General features: G+C 36.3%; 10 protein-coding genes. All 10 read left to right on the top strand.

The annotated features are described in order from the left end of the window. The first annotated feature begins 5 nt into the window (after positions 1-5). The 10 genes from nrfD to AC3IPI_RS02195 all read left to right on the top strand — a co-directional run bounded on the left by nrfD (position 6) and on the right by AC3IPI_RS02195 (position 19,800). Complete coding sequence (gene nrfD, locus AC3IPI_RS02240; RefSeq protein WP_039111892.1) at positions 6-1,406, top strand: NrfD/PsrC family molybdoenzyme membrane anchor subunit; 1,401 nt, start codon at positions 6-8, stop codon at positions 1,404-1,406. Then, positions 1,399-1,923 carry a DUF3341 domain-containing protein gene (locus AC3IPI_RS02235; RefSeq protein WP_039111893.1) on the top strand — a complete coding sequence of 175 codons (525 nt, stop codon included), beginning with the start codon at positions 1,399-1,401 and terminating at the stop codon, positions 1,921-1,923. The genes nrfD and AC3IPI_RS02235 overlap by 8 nt, the downstream gene beginning before the upstream one ends. 8 nt (positions 1,924-1,931) lie before the next feature. Beyond that, complete coding sequence (locus AC3IPI_RS02230; RefSeq protein WP_039119291.1) at positions 1,932-2,477, top strand: c-type cytochrome; 546 nt, start codon at positions 1,932-1,934, stop codon at positions 2,475-2,477. Positions 2,478-2,507: 30 nt separating this feature from the next. After that, positions 2,508-3,869: a cation-translocating P-type ATPase gene (locus AC3IPI_RS02225; protein ID WP_086894885.1), complete on the top strand. Its 1,362-nt coding sequence runs from the start codon at positions 2,508-2,510 to the stop codon at positions 3,867-3,869. Positions 3,870-3,888: 19 nt separating this feature from the next. Beyond that, entirely contained in the window at positions 3,889-5,052 is a 1,164-nt protein-coding gene (locus AC3IPI_RS02220; protein WP_039111896.1) for a cytochrome c oxidase subunit II, read from the top strand. A 31-nt stretch (positions 5,053-5,083) separates the two neighbouring features. Next, positions 5,084-6,880: a cytochrome c oxidase subunit I gene (locus AC3IPI_RS02215; RefSeq protein ID WP_039111897.1), complete on the top strand. Its 1,797-nt coding sequence runs from the start codon at positions 5,084-5,086 to the stop codon at positions 6,878-6,880. 71 nt (positions 6,881-6,951) lie between these two features. Beyond that, positions 6,952-7,974, top strand: a complete 1,023-nt coding sequence (gene ruvB / locus AC3IPI_RS02210; protein ID WP_039111898.1) for a Holliday junction branch migration DNA helicase RuvB — start codon at positions 6,952-6,954, stop codon at positions 7,972-7,974. A 108-nt stretch (positions 7,975-8,082) separates the two neighbouring features. Continuing rightward, positions 8,083-9,006 (top strand): tRNA epoxyqueuosine(34) reductase QueG, encoded by a 924-nt coding sequence (gene queG, locus AC3IPI_RS02205; protein WP_489159257.1) that lies wholly within the window; start codon positions 8,083-8,085, stop codon positions 9,004-9,006. Positions 9,007-9,584: 578 nt separating this feature from the next. Continuing rightward, positions 9,585-14,981: an Ig-like domain-containing protein gene (locus AC3IPI_RS02200; protein WP_489156836.1), complete on the top strand. Its 5,397-nt coding sequence runs from the start codon at positions 9,585-9,587 to the stop codon at positions 14,979-14,981. After that, the gene (locus AC3IPI_RS02195; protein WP_489156834.1) at positions 14,932-19,800 is read left to right on the top strand and encodes an HYR domain-containing protein; all 4,869 of its coding nucleotides are present in this window, start codon (positions 14,932-14,934) and stop codon (positions 19,798-19,800) included. Before AC3IPI_RS02200 ends, AC3IPI_RS02195 begins: the two co-directional genes overlap by 50 nt. Positions 19,801-19,825 lie beyond the last annotated feature (25 nt).

The following is a 19,825-nucleotide window of genomic DNA, read 5'->3' as shown; positions in this document are numbered from 1 at the left end:
GGATTATGTCGTCTCACTACGAAGCACCCATTAGAAAACCTTTAGTTATAGGTGATAAATCTTATCACGATGTAACTGTAGATGTAGCTGCACCTGTTGAAGGTAAAGCAAATAAACATTGGTGGATTGTATTTACAATCGCATTAACAGCTTTCCTTTGGGGATTAGGCTGTATAATTTACACCGTATCTACAGGTATCGGAACATGGGGATTAAATAAAACAGTTGGTTGGGCTTGGGATATCACAAACTTTGTTTGGTGGGTAGGTATTGGTCACGCCGGAACTTTGATTTCTGCAGTATTATTACTTTTCCGTCAACGTTGGAGAATGGCGATTAACCGTTCTGCCGAAGCAATGACAATTTTCTCTGTTGTACAAGCAGGTTTATTTCCAATTATTCACATGGGACGTCCATGGTTAGCATACTGGGTATTACCTATACCAAATCAATTTGGTTCATTATGGGTAAACTTTAACTCACCATTACTTTGGGACGTTTTTGCAATCTCTACGTATCTTTCAGTATCATTAGTTTTCTGGTGGACTGGTTTACTACCTGATTTTGCTATGCTACGTGATAGAGCAATTACTCCTTTTAATAAAAGAGTTTATTCTATCTTGAGTTTTGGATGGAGCGGTAGAGCAAAAGACTGGCAACGTTTTGAAGAAGTATCTTTAGTACTTGCAGGTTTAGCTACTCCACTTGTACTTTCTGTACATACAATTGTATCTATGGACTTTGCTACATCTGTAATTCCAGGATGGCATACTACAATTTTCCCTCCTTACTTCGTTGCAGGAGCGGTTTTCTCAGGATTCGCAATGGTAAATACCTTGTTGATCATTATGAGAAAAGTTTCTAATCTTGAAGCTTATATTACAGTTCAACATATCGAATTAATGAATATCGTAATCATGATTACGGGTTCTATTGTAGGTGTTGCTTATATTACTGAGTTATTTGTAGCTTGGTATTCAGGAGTAGAATACGAACAATATGCATTCTTAAACAGAGCTACTGGACCTTACTGGTGGGCATATTGGTCAATGATGACATGTAACGTTTTTTCTCCACAGTTCATGTGGTTCAAAAAATTAAGAACGAGTATCATGTTCTCATTTATAATTTCAATTGTTGTAAACATTGGAATGTGGTTTGAAAGATTCGTAATTATTGTTACTTCTTTACATAGAGATTACCTTCCATCTTCTTGGACAATGTTCTCACCAACATTTGTTGATATTGGAATTTTCATCGGAACAATTGGATTCTTCTTCGTATTGTTTTTACTTTACTCTAGAACATTCCCAGTTATTGCTCAGGCAGAGGTGAAAACTATTTTGAAAGGAACAGGAGATAATTACATTAGAGAAAGAGCAAATAAAGATTCACACCATGAGTAATAAAGTAATATACGCCATTTATAATGACGATGATATTTTGATGGATGCTGTAAAGAAAACTAGAGCTGCACATCATCATATTGAAGAAGTATTTACTCCATTTCCGGTACACGGATTGGATAAAGCAATGGGCTTAGCGCCAACAAGATTAGCAATATGTTCTTTTATATATGGATGTATTGGTATAACAGTTGCGACTACGATGATGAGTTATATTATGATTCACGACTGGCCTCAAGATATTGGTGGAAAACCAAGTTTCAGTTTCATTCAAAACATGCCTGCATTCGTGCCGATTATGTTTGAAATGACTGTGTTTTTCGCAGCTCACTTAATGGTAATCACTTTTTATATGAGAAGTAGATTATGGCCATTCAAAGAAGCAGAAAATCCTGATGTAAGAACAACAGATGATCATTTCCTAATGGAAATCGCTGTTAATGATAATGAAGAGGAATTAGTTTCTTTTTTCCAAAACACGGGAGCTGTAGAAGTTAAAGTAATAGAAAAGAATTAATTGTAGCTATGAAAAGTATATATAAAATAACACTTTTAGTTGGTATAACTATTTTAGTTTCATCTTGCCACAATAATTCGGCACCAAACTATCAGTACTTCCCTAATATGTATGAATCTTTAGCGTATGAACCATATGCAGAGGCTAATATTTTTAAAGGAGGAAAGGAAGGACAACTTCCAGTAAAAGGAACTATTAACAGAGGTTTTGAACCTTATGAATATGAGAATTCTACAGCAGGTTATGAATTAGCGAAAGCTAATTTGAAATCACCTTTAGATTCTTTAGATAGAAATTCAGAAAAAGGAAAAGAACTTTTTGAAATCTATTGTATGAGTTGTCATGGTGCAACTGGAAATGGAAAAGGTAAATTGGTAGAAAGAGAAAAATTTCTTGGAGTTCCTAGTTATAAAGACAGGGTAATTACTGAAGGAAGTATTTTTCATGTTGAGACTTACGGATTAAATGCAATGGGTTCTCATGCAAATCAATTAAGTACTCACGAACGTTGGTTAGTTGCTGACTATGTTCTAAAACTAAAAAGCCAATTATAATAATTGTTGAACAAACTGATCGTATTAGATATGTATACATTTTCAAGTAAATTAAAAACTTTTTCTTTCATCTTAATGGCTGTAGGTCTTTTGGGTATTGGGTATGGTTTTTTAAATGCACCTAAAGATATTCAAGAAGTTGAAAAAATACTAGCTGCTGAGTCTCATGGTGGTCATGGAGAAGCGACTCATGAAACTGCTGAGCCAGCTCATGAAGCACATGCTGAAGGAAAAAAAGAACACGCTCAAGTTGGTGCTGCAGATGAGCATACAAAACATTTAAACCATGTTTTACACCAATTGCAAAATAAACCATGGTCAGCATTATATGTTGCTTGTATTTTCTTTTTGCTACTTTCTATGGGAGTTCTTGCATTTTACGCTATTCAACAAGTTGCGCAAGCAGGATGGTCTCCTGTATTGTTTAGAGTTATGCAAGGTATAACTGCTTACTTACCTGTAGGTTCTGTAATATTTTTTATAATTTTAGTATTTTGTGGACTGCACTTCAACCATATGTTTGTATGGTTAGGAGATGGAGTAACAGATCCTAAAAGTCCAAATTACGATGCAATCATTGCTAATAAAGCAGGATATTTAAATTTTCCTTTTTGGATTATTAGAGCTGCAATATTCTTGATTGGATGGAATTTGTATAACTACTATACTAGACAAAGATGTCTTGCACAAGACGAAGCTAAAGATGATTTGAACTACAAAAAGAATTTCAAAATGACTGCTGGATTCTTAGTGTTCTTTATCGTTTCTGAGTCTATTATGTCTTGGGATTGGATTATGTCTATCGATCCACACTGGTACAGTACATTGTTTGGATGGTATGTGTTTGCTAGTTTCTTTGTAAGTGGTATCACTACAATTGCATTAGTGACTGTATACTTGAAATCTAAAGGATATTTAGAGCATGTTAATACAAGCCATATTCATGACCTTGCTAAATTTATGTTTGGTATTAGTGTTTTCTGGACTTATTTATGGTTCTCACAATTCATGTTGATTTGGTATGCAAATATTCCTGAAGAGGTAACTTATTTTGTTACAAGAATTCAACTTTATAACCTTCCTTTCTTTGGAGCTGTTGTTATGAATTTTCTTTTCCCATTGTTGATTTTAATCAATACTGATTTCAAGAGAATTAGCTGGGTAATTGTTATGGCTGGAATTGTAATTTTATTAGGACATTATCTTGATTTCTTCAATATGATTATGCCTGGTACAGTAGGTGATAGATGGTTCATTGGTGTTTCAGAAATTGCATCAGTACTTTTCTTCTTAGGTTTATTTATTTTTGTAGTTTTCACTGCATTAACTAAAGCTCCTTTGTTACCAAAAAGAAATCCATTTATAGAAGAAAGTAAACATTTTCATTATTAATATTTAAAGAAATAAACAGATGACAAGTTTGTTGGTAATTATAGTTTTAGTTTTATTAGCTGTAGCATTATGGCAATTGACCAAGATATTTGATCTTACTCAGGTAGGAGCAAAATCGGACGATTCTCAGGTTGCATCTGATAATGATAATAATGTTCAAGGGTATTTAATGTTCGGATTTTTAGCATTCATTTATATTTTTACAATATATGGATTGTTAAAATGGGGGCCATTAGTATTACACACGCCAGCTTCTGAGCATGGTAGTTTGGTTGATAGCCTTATGAACATTACTTGGGTTTTGATTTTTGTAGTTCAATTTATAACTCAAGGATTACTTTATTATTTTTCTTTTAAATATAAAGGAGAAAAAGATAAGAAAGCATTATACTTTGCTGACAATAATAGATTAGAGGCACTTTGGAGTGTTATTCCAGCAGTTGTTTTGGCAGGATTAATTCTTTACGGATTATATGCTTGGAATAATATTATGTTTGTTGACAAAGATGAAGATACAGTTGTTATCGAATTATATGCTCAACAATTTAAATGGACTGCAAGATATGCTGGACCTGATAATGTTTTAGGTAAAGCTAACGTAAGATTAATCGAAGGTGTAAATACTTTAGGAGTTGATATGTCTGATCCATATGCACAAGATGATATTGTGGTTTCAGAATTACATATACCAAAAGGAAAGAAAGTACATTTCAAGATGCGTTCACAAGACGTATTACACTCAGCTTACATGCCTCACTTTAGAGCGCAAATGAACTGTGTTCCTGGTATGGTTACAGAATTTGCTTTCACGCCAGTTTACACAACTGCAGAATATAGAGACTTAGAGTACATGGTAAAGAAAGTTGCTCATATTAATGAACTACGTTCTAAGAAAAGTGTTGAGCTAGTTGCAAAAGGAGAAACAGCTCTTGACCCTTATACTTTTGATTATTTATTACTTTGTAATAAAATTTGTGGAACATCTCACTATAACATGCAAATGAAAATAGTTGTTGATACGCCAGAAGAGTATAAAAAATGGTTAAGCGAAAAAGCTACATTAGCTCAGGATATTAAAGCAGCAGTTGCTCCAGCTCCAGCAGAAGGTGCAGCAGGAAGCACTGATACTACCAAAGTTGATACTACTGCTAAAGTAGAAGCTCCTAAAGTAGCTATGAAATAATATTTATTTAAGAAATTTAAAGTATACATATATGTCAGCAGAAGGTCACGATCACGGACAAGATCACGAACACGAACACCACCATAAAGAGACATTCATTACTAAATATATCTTTAGTATTGATCACAAAATGATTGCCAAACAATACCTTATAACAGGTATTATTATGGGGGTAATTGGTATTGCAATGTCCTTGCTTTTTAGAATGCAATTAGCATGGCCTGAAGAGTCTTTTAAAATATTTAATGTTTTATTAGGAGATAAATTTGCACCAGATGGAGTAATGACTAATGATGTTTATCTTGCATTAGTTACCATACACGGAACCATCATGGTATTCTTTGTATTAACGGCTGGTTTGAGTGGTACTTTTAGTAACTTATTGATTCCGCTTCAAATTGGTGCAAGAGATATGGCCTCTGGATTCATGAATATGATTTCATACTGGTTATTTTTCTTATCAGCAGTTATAATGTTAAGTTCTTTATTTGTTGAAGCTGGACCTGCTTCATCTGGTTGGACAATTTATCCTCCATTAAGTGCTTTACCACAAGCAATTCCTGGTTCAGGAACAGGTATGACATTATGGTTAGTTTCTATGGCAATCTTTATTGCTTCATCATTGATGGGGTCATTAAACTACATCGTAACTGTTATTAACTTAAGAACAAAAGGTATGTCTATGACAAGATTACCTTTAACTATATGGACATTCTTCGTAACTGCTGTTATTGGAGTTATTTCATTCCCAGTATTATTATCTGCTGCATTATTATTGATTTTTGACAGAAGTTTTGGTACTTCTTTCTTCTTATCTGATATTTATATTGCTGGAGAAGTTTTACATTACCAAGGAGGTTCACCAGTTTTATTCGAACACTTATTTTGGTTCTTAGGACACCCTGAAGTTTACATTGTAATCTTACCAGCGATGGGACTTGTTTCGGAAATTATGGCTACGAATTCTCGTAAACCAATTTTCGGATACAGAGCGATGATTATGTCAGTTTTAGCAATTGCATTCCTTTCAACAATCGTTTGGGGACACCACATGTTCGTTTCTGGAATGAATCCATTTTTAGGATCTGTATTTACATTTACAACATTATTGATTGCAATTCCTTCTGCTGTAAAAGCATTTAACTGGATTACAACTTTATGGAAAGGTAACTTACAATTTAATCCTGCAATGTTATTCTCTATAGGAATGGTTTCTACTTTCATCACTGGAGGTTTAACAGGGATCATCTTAGGAGATAGTACTTTAGATATTAACGTTCACGATACATACTTTGTAATTGCTCACTTTCACTTAGTAATGGGTATCTCTGCACTTTATGGAATGTTTGCTGGTATTTACCACTGGTTCCCTAAAATGTATGGTAGAATGTTAAACAAAAACTTAGGATATATTCACTTTTGGGTAACTGCAGTTTGTGCTTACGGAGTATTCTTCCCAATGCACTTTATCGGATTAGCAGGTTTGCCAAGACGTTACTATACTAATACAAACTTCCCGTTATTTGATGATTTACAAAACGTAAACGTTTTAATAACTGTGTTTGCTTTAGTTGGAGGAGCTTTCCAATTAGTGTTCTTATACAATTTCTTTAGTAGTATTTTCTACGGTAAGAAAGCAGTACAAAACCCATGGAAATCTACAACTTTAGAGTGGACTACACCAGTTGAGCATATTCACGGTAACTGGCCAGGAGAAATCCCTCACGTTTACCGTTGGCCATATGACTATAGTAATCCAAACTATGACGTTGATTTTGTACCTCAAAACGTACCAATGAAAGAAGGAGAAGAAGTTCTTCATCACTAAAAATATTTAAAACCTCTACTCATAGTAGAGGTTTTTTTTTGACTTCCTTTTTCTTTCTCTATCTTTGCTAAATGAATGAAAATTTAGATCCAACAACGAACCGCTATAACTCTGAAGAGTTTGATCTTGAAAAAAAATTAAGACCGCTTTCTTTTGATGATTTCGCGGGTCAAGATCAGGTTTTAGAAAACCTGAAAGTCTTTGTTGCGGCAGCTAATCAGCGTAACGAAGCATTAGATCATACGCTTTTTCATGGTCCTCCCGGACTTGGAAAAACTACTTTGGCAAACATACTTGCTAATGAATTAGAGGTTGGTATAAAGATTACATCAGGGCCAGTTCTGGATAAACCTGGTGACTTAGCTGGATTACTTACTAATCTCGAAGAAAGAGATGTACTATTTATAGATGAAATCCATCGTTTGAGTCCTATTGTCGAAGAGTACTTATATTCGGCAATGGAAGATTTTAAGATAGATATCATGATAGAGTCTGGGCCTAATGCAAGAACAGTTCAGATTAATTTAAATCCATTTACCTTAATCGGAGCAACAACACGTTCAGGTTTGTTAACTGCACCTATGCGGGCTCGTTTCGGTATCTCGTCACGACTACAATATTACACTACAGAGCTTTTAACTTCAATTGTAGAAAGAAGTGCTTCGATATTAAAAATGCCAATTTCTTTAGATGCTGCAATCGAGATTGCAGGCCGTAGTCGTGGAACACCTCGTATCGCAAATGCATTATTGCGTCGTGTTCGTGACTTTGCACAAATTAAAGGAAATGGAACTATCGATTTGGCTATTGCACAATATGCACTAAAGGCATTAAATGTCGATGCACATGGTTTAGACGAGATGGATAACAAAATCCTTCTTACCATTATTAGTAAATTTAAAGGAGGGCCAGTTGGATTGTCTACATTGGCAACAGCAGTTTCCGAAAGTAGCGAAACCATCGAAGAAGTATATGAGCCATTCCTAATTCAGGAAGGTTTTATTATGAGAACTCCACGAGGACGTGAAGTTACCGACAAAGCATACAAACATTTAGGTAGAATAAATACCAATATTCAAGGCGGATTATTTTAATTTTTTTGAAGCTATTTCCTGCTGTCCGCTATATCTTTTTCTGGCTAAAAAGCCAAAAAAAGGATGTCGCTCCCATCAGGGCTAAAACCGTTTCATATTAAATTTACATTGATAAATTCAAAAAGTACATATTCACAATTTATTAAATCCGAAGCCAAAAGGCTTGGGTTCTTATCTTGTGGAATTTCTAAAGCAGGATTCTTGGAACAAGAAGCCCCAAGGTTAGAAAATTGGCTTAATAAAAACCATAATGGTCAAATGGCCTATATGGAAAATCATTTTGATAAGCGGTTAGATCCTACTTTATTGGTTGATGATGCCAAAAGTGTAGTGTCGTTATTACTTAACTATTACCCTTCCGAAACTCAGGAAAATGATAGCTTTAAGATATCGAAGTACGCATATGGACAAGATTATCATTTTGTAATAAAAGAAAAACTCAAAGAATTACTTTTTTCCATTCAAGAGCAAATAGGTGATGTTTCTGGTCGCGTATTTGTTGACTCCGCTCCAGTTTTGGATAAAGCTTGGGCTGCCAAAAGTGGTTTAGGCTGGATAGGCAAAAACAGTAATTTAATTACACAAAAAGTAGGCTCTTTTTACTTCATTGCCGAACTTATTCTCGATTTAGACTTAGAATATGATTATGCCACTACAGATCATTGCGGTTCATGTACAGCTTGTATCGATGCTTGTCCCACACAGGCAATTGTTGCTCCTTATGTAGTTGATGGGAGTAAGTGTATTTCCTATTTTACAATTGAACTCAAAGAAAATATTCCACAAGAAATGAAAGGGAAATTTGATGATTGGGCATTTGGTTGCGATACCTGTCAAGATGTTTGTCCTTGGAATCGATTTTCTAAAGCACATTCAGAACCACTGTTTAATCCTAACCCAGATGTTATGGCAATGTCGAAAAAAGAGTGGTTAGAGATTACTGAAGAAACCTTTCGAGTGGTATTTAAAAACTCCCCTTTAAAAAGAACAAAATTTGATGGTTTAAAACGAAATATCAATTTCTTGAAATAGCCTTTTTATTTTGGATAATTTGTTAATTAGGGGTAGATGTTCTGTTTTAATTGTTAATAAAATTATTTTTTAAAGTAAAATTTGCAATAAAATTGAGTATAAGTTACTCGTAAAAGTATAAAATACGCAACCCTACGTTGCGTATTTTTTTATTCTATTATTTGAACTTTAATAAGTTATGAATTTTTGCGTTGAAGTTAGTGCGCGAAATGACTTTTATTGTTGTTATAAAAACTTTTAGTTGCTAAATTGTTAATTTTTTTCTCGATAAAATCTACATTTATTCGAAAAAAAGAGTACTTCAACGATAAAACAGGTAGTTCGACGAGTTATATAGTTATTATTTTACCCTTTATATACTTTCGCCCCACCAAACTACCTATTTCTATAATCTTAAAGACGAATTTGAGTCGAAGCTAATTTATTTATGGTCCTTATTTTATTTTTCTTTTATAAAATTTTGAAAGATCTTTTCCTTAGATCTTCGGTAGAACAATCCCTCTTATTTAATTTATTCTCTTCGAATTCATTCATCGGGTTTTCGAACAATTATAGTATTACCCAAAACAAAACTGTTTATGCAAAATTGTACTCTTAAAATGCTTAATTTTTTTAGACTAACTTCTTTTATTGTATTTTTTTTATTCTCAACTAGTCTGTTTTCACAAATTTGTGGAACACCTGGTGGAGATGGTCCTGTTACAGTATCAAGTTCTGTAAATACGTATTATCCTGTTGATGGTAATATCACCTTGAATAAAGGAGCTCAATCTATATTATTAGGAGCCGTACCAACAATGGATGCTCATAAAAATAATTTTGGAACAACTCAAATTTCTGCAGGGGATTTGATTTTGATTATCCAAATGCAGGATGCTATTATTGATTTTAGGAATGATGCTAATTATGGTTCAGGAACTTCAAGTAGTGGCCCGGATAAATTAGGAGGTACAGGATTCACAGCTATTGGTAATACAGGTATTTTTGAATATGTTATTGCAACAAATGATGTTTCATTAAAGGGAGGAAATCTTACGTTTAAAGGTACCGGTCCAAATGGAGGTACTTTTAATAGTTTTTTTAATGCGGATGCAACACCTACGAGAGGGAAGAGAACATTTCAAATTGTTAGAGTACCGCAATATTCTAATTTAAAGCTTACCTCTAAGATAACGACACCACCATTTAATGGTATAGCAGGTGGAGTTATTGCTTTTAATGTTTCTGGAACTTTCGATTTTAATGGATTTTCTATTGATGGAACAGCAAGAGGATTTAGAGGAGGATATAGCCCTATAGCTTTTTCAGGTGTAAATGATGCGAGTTCTTATGTTGGTGATGCTTCAAAAACTTATATTTCAGGGAAAGGAGAAGGAATCGCAGGAACGCCTAGATATATGTGGGATGGTTATAACCAGGTAGATAATAAAGTTGAAGGTATGCCAGCAGGTTCTTCAGGTAGAGGAGCTCCTGCCAATGCTGGTGGTGGTGGTAATGACCACAACACCGGTGGCGGTGGCGGTGGTAATGGTGGTTTTGGTGGTTTAGGTGGTTACGGTTGGCAAGGAATTGGAGGACAAACTTGGCCAACTTATACTGGGGGAGGAAGACCTGGTTTTAGATCCTACCTAGATGCTACACCAGAATTAACAAGACTTATAATGGGAGGTGGCGGTGGCGCTGGAGATGCTAATAATGCTATCGATGGTGTAAAAGGAGGTGTCGGAGGAGCTATTGTGCTTATTAATGCAGGAACAGTTCAAGGTACTGGGTTAATTGAAGTTAATGGAGGAAATGGTGCTCCGGGTGCATATGGTGGTACACCAGATGGAGCTGGAGGAGCTGGAGCTGGAGGGACAGTATTGTTGAATATTTCTAATACCAGTACTGGAGATATTACAATTAATGCAAAAGGAGGAAATGGAGGGAATACAGAAAATGATACTAAAAACGAGCACGGACCAGGTGGTGGTGGTGGTGGTGGAATCATTAGACATAATCTTGAGGGGACTGTAAAAATTACTACCAATGTAACTGGTGGTTTGGCAGGTAAAACTAATAAAGGAAGTGGAACTGGTTCTAATGTCCATGGTGCTAATGAGGGAGTAAATGGACATGTATCGACTTTTATCTCTAAAGATCTACCGCCAAATTTACAGGTTAACTCAAATTGTTTTCCTATTCTGGATACCAAAGTAAAATCGTTACCTAAAGCATCAGCTTGTAATTCGATTGGAGAGAAGGTTTCTTATGAAATACAAATAAAAAATACAGGGGTAGGAAATGCTGCCGGGGTCGATTTAGACTTTTATTTTCCAACAGGTATCGAATTTGATTCTGCTACGGCAACATATTCAGCAGATACTACTGGTCCTTCTGGTGCTTTAAGTAATACAGTTACATCTAAGAATAATCCTGTGTTTGGAGGGTTTAATATTGCTCAAAATGGAGTGGTTACGATAATCTTGGTTGGGAAAGTTATAGCGCCTATTGCTGCTGGTACATATAGTTCTAATGCACAAGCTTTATACTTTGATCCTACACGTACAACTGCCAATCCTACTAGAAAAATTACGGCAGCTGTAAACGCGTATGGTACAACTATAAATAAAAAATATGAAGGAGTTAACCAAATCGATGTGCCGGGAACGAACTTTAAAGGCGATGGCGCAACTGTAACAGAAGATGATATAAAAATATTTGCTTTGCCAGATGTTCCTACAGCTGAAGTGGTACAATCAACTTGTGATACACCAACAGGAACAATAACGGTAAAAACTCCTGCAAATGGTGAAGGAATAAGTTATACATTAAAAGGAACTAATCCTGTAACAGCACCAGTAATTAATACAACAGGAATCTTTTCGGGCTTAGTGCCAAATAACTATATAGTGACAACTACAAATGCTAATGGATGTACTTCGGTTTCTACTGATATTATAACTATTAATGCAGTTGCTGGGGCGCCAACAACTACAGGAGTTTCTACTTGCCAAGGAGTAAAAGGATCATTAAAGGCTACTTCTACATGTTCAGGTACTATACAATGGTATACATCGGCTTCGGGCGGTACTAAAGTAGGTAGCGGAGCATCTTTTGATCCAACTACAGTTACAGGCTTAATAGATATAAATAAGGCAGGAACTACAGTTTTTTATGCAGCTTGTGGTAGTGGCACAGGTTGTAGAACTGCTACTAATTTTGTTATTAATGCAATACCAACAATTACAGGAACAACACCTGCGGGACGATGTGATACTGGAGAAGTGATTTTAGGCGCTACAGCCTCTTCAGGAACAATTAATTGGTATTCTGCAGCAACTGGTGGAGCATCATTAGGAACAGGTACAAGTTTTACAACACCAAGCTTAACAACTACTACAACTTATTATGTTGATGCAACCGATAACGGATGTGCTACAGCAACAAGGACTGCAGTTAAAGCATCGATAAATACTAGGCCAACAATAACTTCAACAACAGAAGCCTCTAGCTGTGGTACGGCAGCATTAACACTAAAGGCAACTGCATCAACAGGAGCTGATACTATCAGATGGTATGCGGATCCGGTAAGTGAACAGGTATTAGGAACGGGAGTAGAATTTATTACTCCAAACTTATCAACTACGACTACTTATTATGTAGGTGCTACTACGACCGAAGGTTGTACTACAACATCGAGAATTGCGGTTGCAGCAGTTATAAATGATGCCTCGACAATTGTGCTTACTAGTGGTACGCAAAATCCTGTAGTTTGTACAGGAACAGCAATTCCTACTACGGTTTATACATTTGGCGGAAGCGCAAAAAATGCAATAGTAACAAATTTGCCAACAGAGTTAAAGTCCGTTGTCGATTTAACAGCAAGAACAGTAACTATTTCAGGAACTCCAACAGCAAATGCTAATTATACGATAACAACAGTTGGACATACAATGCCGTGTCCAGCAGCTACAATAAATGGAACGATAACGATGAACGCATCGATTCCAAAACCAACATTAACTACATTAACGCAACCAACTTGTACGACTGCCACGGGAAGTTTTGAGATTACTAATTATAATCCAACGTATACTTATACGGTATCGCCGTCAACAGGAGTTACGCGAAATGGAGCTACGGTAACAGCGCCAGCAGGAAGTTATACTGTAAAAGCTACCTCTGGAACTTGCGCATCTGTAGAATCGGTTGCTGCAGTAATTAATGCACAACCAGCTACACCAGCTATGCCAACAGTAAGTGCTGTAACTCAACCAACTTGTGCAACGGCTACAGGAAGTTTTACAATTACGAATTACGACCCAACTTATACTTATACAATCACGCCGTCAACAGGAGTTAACCGAAATGGAGCTACAGTAACAGCACCAGCAGGAAGTTATACTGTAAAGGCAACATTAGGGACTTGCGTATCAGCTGAATCAGTTGCTGCAGTAATTAATGCACAACCAGCTACACCGGATATGCCAGCAGTAAGTGCTGTAACACAACCAACGTGTGCAACAGCTACAGGGAGTTTTACAATTACAAATTATGCCCCAACTTATACCTATACAATCACGCCGTCGGCAAATGTTGTTCGAAATGGAGCTGCAATAACAGCGCCAGCAGGAAGTTATACTGTAAAAGCGACATTAGGGACTTGCATATCAGCTGAATCAGTTGCTGCAGTAATTAATGCACAACCAGCTACGCCAGCTATGCCAACGGCTACAGAGCAAAATTTTTGCTTTGTAGATGCTAAAAAAATTAAAGATTTAATTGCTACAGGATCAGGTATTCAATGGTATAATGCTCTAACGGGTGGTATTTTGTATAAAGAGACTGACTTATTGGAATCAAATACATATTATGCTAGTCAAACAACTAATGGATGTGAGAGTGAAAGAATCGCAGTAAAAGTTATTGTAACAGAAACTCCTATTGCAGGAACGTTATCAGGAAATCAAAATATTTGTATAACAGAAAATACTGCTTTTTCATTATCAGGAGGTACTGCTGGAGGAAGATGGAGTAGTAGTAATACGGCAGTAGCTACAGTAAATGCATCAACAGGAGCAATTGCTGGAGTTGGAACTGGGGTAGCAACAATTAAGTATACAGTAACTGGAACTGGAGGTTGTGATGATGCTACTGCAGAAAGAGTTGTAACTGTTAGCTCTTTGCCTACAGCGACAATAACAGGAACATTAGAAGCTTGTTTAACTACTACACTAACAGCGGTTACCAATGCGGTTTCTCCTAGTTATGTTTGGTACAAAGATAATTCAGTTATCAATGGGGAGACAGCTTCGACATTAGTTGTAACCTCAAATGGAGATTATAAAGTAAAAATCATAAGTGGTTCTACTTTTTGTGAAGAAACTTCTACTGCTTCGACAGTAGTTGTAGCTGATACAGAAAAGCCAGTTATCACATGTCCAACAGCTATTAGCCAAGTTGCAGATGCTAACAAATGTGGCGCAACCGTTTCTATTGTAGATCCAACAGCAACCGATAATTGTTCAACAACATTCACCTTTGCAGGAGTTCGTTCAGACAGTAAATCATTGACAGATTTATATCCGGTAGGAACAACAAAAATAGTTTGGATAGCTACCGATGCTTCAGGAAATACCTCATTATCATGTGAGCAAACAGTTACTATTACTGATGCAGAAAAGCCAGTTAAACCAGTTTTAGCAGATGTTGTAGCACAATGTTCAGCAACAGTGCCAGTTCCAAGCACAACAGATAATTGTAAAGGAACAATAACAGGAACAACAGCAGATCCACTTACTTATACAGTACAAGGAAATTATACAATTACTTGGAGTTTTGATGACGGAAATGGAAACGTAGAAAGCGCAATTCAGAACGTAATAATAAAAGATACAGAAAAACCAGTTATCACTTGTCCAGCAACTATTAGCCAAGTTGCAGATGCTAACATGTGGCGCAACCGTTTCTATTGTAAATCCAACAGCAACTGATAATTGTTCGACAACATTCACCTTTGCAGGAGTTCGTTCAGATAGTAAATTATTAACAGATTTATATCCAGTAGGAACAACAAAAATAGTTTGGACAGCTACCGATGCTTCAGGAAATACCTCATTATCATGTGAGCAAACAGTTACTATTACTGATGCAGAAAAGCCAGTTAAACCAGTTTTAGCAGATGTTGTAGCACAATGTTCAGCAACAGTGCCAGTTCCAAGCACAACAGATAATTGTAAAGGAACAATAACAGGAACAACAGCAGATCCACTTACTTATACAGTACAAGGAAATTATACAATTACTTGGAGTTTTGATGACGGAAATGGAAACGTAGAAAGCGCAATTCAGAACGTAATAATAAAAGATACAGAAAAACCAGTTATCACTTGTCCAGCAACTATTAGCCAAGTTGCAGATGCTAACAAATGTGGCGCAACCGTTTCTATTGTAAATCCAACAGCAACTGATAATTGTTCGACAACATTCACCTTTGCAGGAGTTCGTTCAGACAGTAAATTATTGACAGATTTATATCCGGTAGGAACAACAAAAATAGTTTGGATAGCTACCGATGCTTCAGGAAATACCTCATTATCATGTGAGCAAACAGTTACTATTACTGATGCAGAAAAGCCAGTTAAACCAGTTTTAGCAGATGTTATAGCACAATGTTCAGCAACAGTGCCAGTTCCAAGCACAACAGATAATTGTAAAGGAACAATAACAGGAACAACAGCAGATCCACTTACTTATACAGTACAAGGAAATTATACAATTACTTGGAGTTTTGATGACGGAAATGGAAACGTAGAAAGCGCAATTCAGAACGTAATAATAAAAGATACAGAAAAACCAGTTATCACTTGTCCAGCAACTATTAGCCAAGTTGCAGATGCTAACAAATGTGGCGCAACCGTTTCTATTGTAAATCCAACAGCAACTGATAATTGTTCGACAACATTCACCTTTGCAGGAGTTCGTTCAGACAGTAAATCATTGACAGATTTATATCCGGTAGGAACAACAAAAATAGTTTGGATAGCTACCGATGCTTCAGGAAATACCTCATTATCATGTGAGCAAACAGTTACTATTACTGATGCAGAAAAGCCAGTTAAACCAGTTTTAGCAGATGTTGTAGCACAATGTTCAGCAACAGTGCCAGTTCCAAGCACAACAGATAATTGTAAAGGAACAATAACAGGAACAACAGCAGATCCACTTACTTATACAGTACAAGGAAATTATACAATTACTTGGAGTTTTGATGACGGAAATGGAAACGTAGAAAGCGCAATTCAGAACGTAATAATAAAAGATACAGAAAAACCAGTTATCACTTGTCCAGCAACTATTAGCCAAGTTGCAGATGCTAACAAATGTGGCGCAACCGTTTCTATTGTAAATCCAACAGCAACTGATAATTGTTCGACAACATTCACCTTTGCAGGAGTTCGTTCAGACAGTAAATTATTAACAGATTTATATCCAGTAGGAACAACAAAAATAGTTTGGACAGCTACCGATGCTTCAGGAAATACCTCATTATCATGTGAGCAAACAGTTACTATTACTGATGCAGAAAAGCCAGTTAAACCAGTTTTAGCAGATGTTGTAGCACAATGTTCAGCAACAGTGCCAGTTCCAAGCACAACAGATAATTGTAAAGGAACAATAACAGGAACAACAGCAGATCCACTTACTTATACAGTACAAGGAAATTATACAATTACTTGGAGTTTTGATGACGGAAATGGAAACGTAGAAAGCGCAATTCAGAACGTAATAATAAAAGATACAGAAAAACCAGTTATCACTTGTCCAGCAACTATTAGCCAAGTTGCAGATGCTAACAAATGTGGCGCAACCGTTTCTATTGTAAATCCAACAGCAACTGATAATTGTTCGACAACATTCACCTTTGCAGGAGTTCGTTCAGACAGTAAATTATTAACAGATTTATATCCGGTAGGAACAACAAAAATAGTTTGGACAGCGACCGATGCTTCAGGAAATACCTCATTATCATGTGAGCAAACAGTTACTATTACTGATGCAGAAAAGCCAGTTAAACCAGTTTTAGCAGATGTTATAGCACAATGTTCAGCAACAGTACCAGTTCCAAGCACAACAGATAATTGTAAAGGAACAATAACAGGAACAACAGCAGATCCACTTACTTATACAGCACAAGGAAATTATACAATTACTTGGAGTTTTGATGACGGAAATGGAAACGTAGAAAGCGCAATTCAGAACGTAATAATAAAAGATACAGAAAAACCAGTTATCACTTGTCCAGCAACTATTAGCCAAGTTGCAGATGCTAACAAATGTGGCGCAACCGTTTCTATTGTAGATCCAACAGCAACCGATAATTGTTCAACAACATTCACCTTTGCAGGAGTTCGTTCAGACAGTAAATCATTGACAGATTTATATCCGGTAGGAACAACAAAAATAGTTTGGATAGCTACCGATGCTTCAGGAAATACCTCATTATCATGTGAGCAAACAGTTACTATTACTGATGCAGAAAAGCCAGTTAAACCAGTTTTAGCAGATGTTATAGCACAATGTTCAGCAACAGTACCAGTTCCAAGCACAGCAGATAATTGCAAAGGAACAATAACAGGAACAACAGCAGATCCACTTACTTATACAGCACAAGGAAATTATACAATTACCTGGAGTTTTGATGACGGAAATGGAAATATAGAAAGTGCAATTCAGAACGTAATAATAAAAGATACAGAAAAACCAGTTATCACGTGTCCAGCAGCTATTAATAAAAACGCTGATGCTAACAAATGTGGCGCAACCGTTTCTATTGTAAATCCAACAGCAACTGATAATTGTTCAACAACATTCACCTTTGCAGGAGTTCGTTCAGACAGTAAATCATTGACAGATTTATATCCTGTGGGAACAACAAAAATAGTTTGGACAGCTACCGATGCTTCAGGAAATACCTCATTATCATGTGAGCAAACGATCACTATTGCCGATGCAGAAAAACCAGTTATTAGTTGCTCAACAGCGGTTATAGCTAAAACAGACATAGGTTCATGTACAGCAATAATTGTTCTGAGTTTACCAACTGTTTCTGATAATTGTGGAATCGCTTCAGTAACGAATGATGCTCCTGTAGTATTCCCAATTGGAATTACAACTGTAACTTGGACAGTTACTGATAATAATGGTAATATTTCTACTTGTACACAAACGGTAACTGTGTTTGGTCCTATTAAATCTAACGATGATTTAAGGGTTTCAATAAATAGTTATGTAGGAGGTATTGCAGTTTCAAACGTTTTGAATAATGATTTATTGAATTGTGTTAGTGTGGTATCAAATCAAGTAAAAATTACTTTAGCAAGTACGTTACCGTCTGGAGTAAATTTTGATACAACTACTGGTGAAGTAAGTGTAAATCCACATACGCCATCTGGAACTTATACATTTGATTATACTATTTGTGATCTTTCAAATATTACAAATTGTAGTACATCTACAGTTAAAATAACCGTAGATAATCCATTAATCGAAGCTATCACCGAAACGACTTCACCAATCAATGGAAACACAGGAGGCAAAACACCACCATTAACAGCTAATGATAAATTAAATGGAGTAGATGTAGTAATTGGAACCAACCCAGGTGAAGTAAAACTAACGCCAGTAACAGTACCAACAGGACTCACACTAAATCCTGACGGAACTGTAACCGTATCTCCAAATACACCGGCAGGAAACTACGATGTAACCTACAAAATATGCGAAGTGACCAATCCGACAAACTGTGATGAAGTAACTTCAGTAGTTGTAGTAGGAGCAGCGATTATAGATGCAACAGATGATAACGTACTCTTTGCAGACGGAATAAACGGAACACTAGAAGCAATCAATGTATTAGACAATGATAAATTAAACGGAAGCAGAATAAACAACCCAGCCGTTGTAACTATAAAAAGCCTAACCGTATTATCAGGAATCACATTAAACGAAGACGGAACAATAGATGTAGCGCCAAATACGCCAGGAGGTACCTATACACTAAACTACCAAATTTGTGATGTGATAAACAAAACAAATTGCGTAAGCGCCAAAGTAACCATTTTTGTAGCCGTACCATCGATAGCCGTGATAAAAACAGCAATATTCAATGACGAAAACAAAAGCGGTTATGCCAATGCAGGAGAAACCATCACCTATACCTTCAAGATAACCAATACTGGAAACACCCCGCTGACAAACGTAACAGTTAGCGACCCACTTCCAGGACTAGTTATGACAGGAGGTCCAATCACATTAGGCGTAAATGAAACCGATGAACACACCTTTATAGGCGTATATGTAATCAAACAATCCGACATCAATGCCGGAAAAATAAGCAACCAGGCCACCGCATTTGGAACCAGTGCCAACGGAATCACAGTAGAAGACAAATCCGATTACACCAGTAATGTAGACGACAACCCAACAGTATCCCCAATAGAAGGCTGCGTAATAAAAGTCTTCAATGCCATCTCACCAAACGGAGATTCAATGAACGAAAGATTCTACATCCAAGGGCTAGAATGTTATCCAGAGAACACCGTAGAGATATATAACCGATGGGGAGTTTTAGTATTCGAACGCGAACACTACAACAACGAAGAGCGTGCCTTTAGAGGAATGTCCGAAGGACGCACCACCGTAAAACAATCCGATGGACTGCCAGTAGGAACATACTACTACGTACTAAAATACAAAGACAGCGAGTCCAATGCCCACCAGGAAGCAGGATATTTATACATCAATAAATAAAAGTAAAAAACAAATAGAAACGGCT

The sequence above is a fragment of the Flavobacterium sp. GL_143 genome, assembly GCF_057834355.1.
The sequence above is the reverse complement of the archived record's forward strand: the minus strand, read 5'-3'. Positions and strand labels throughout refer to the sequence as shown.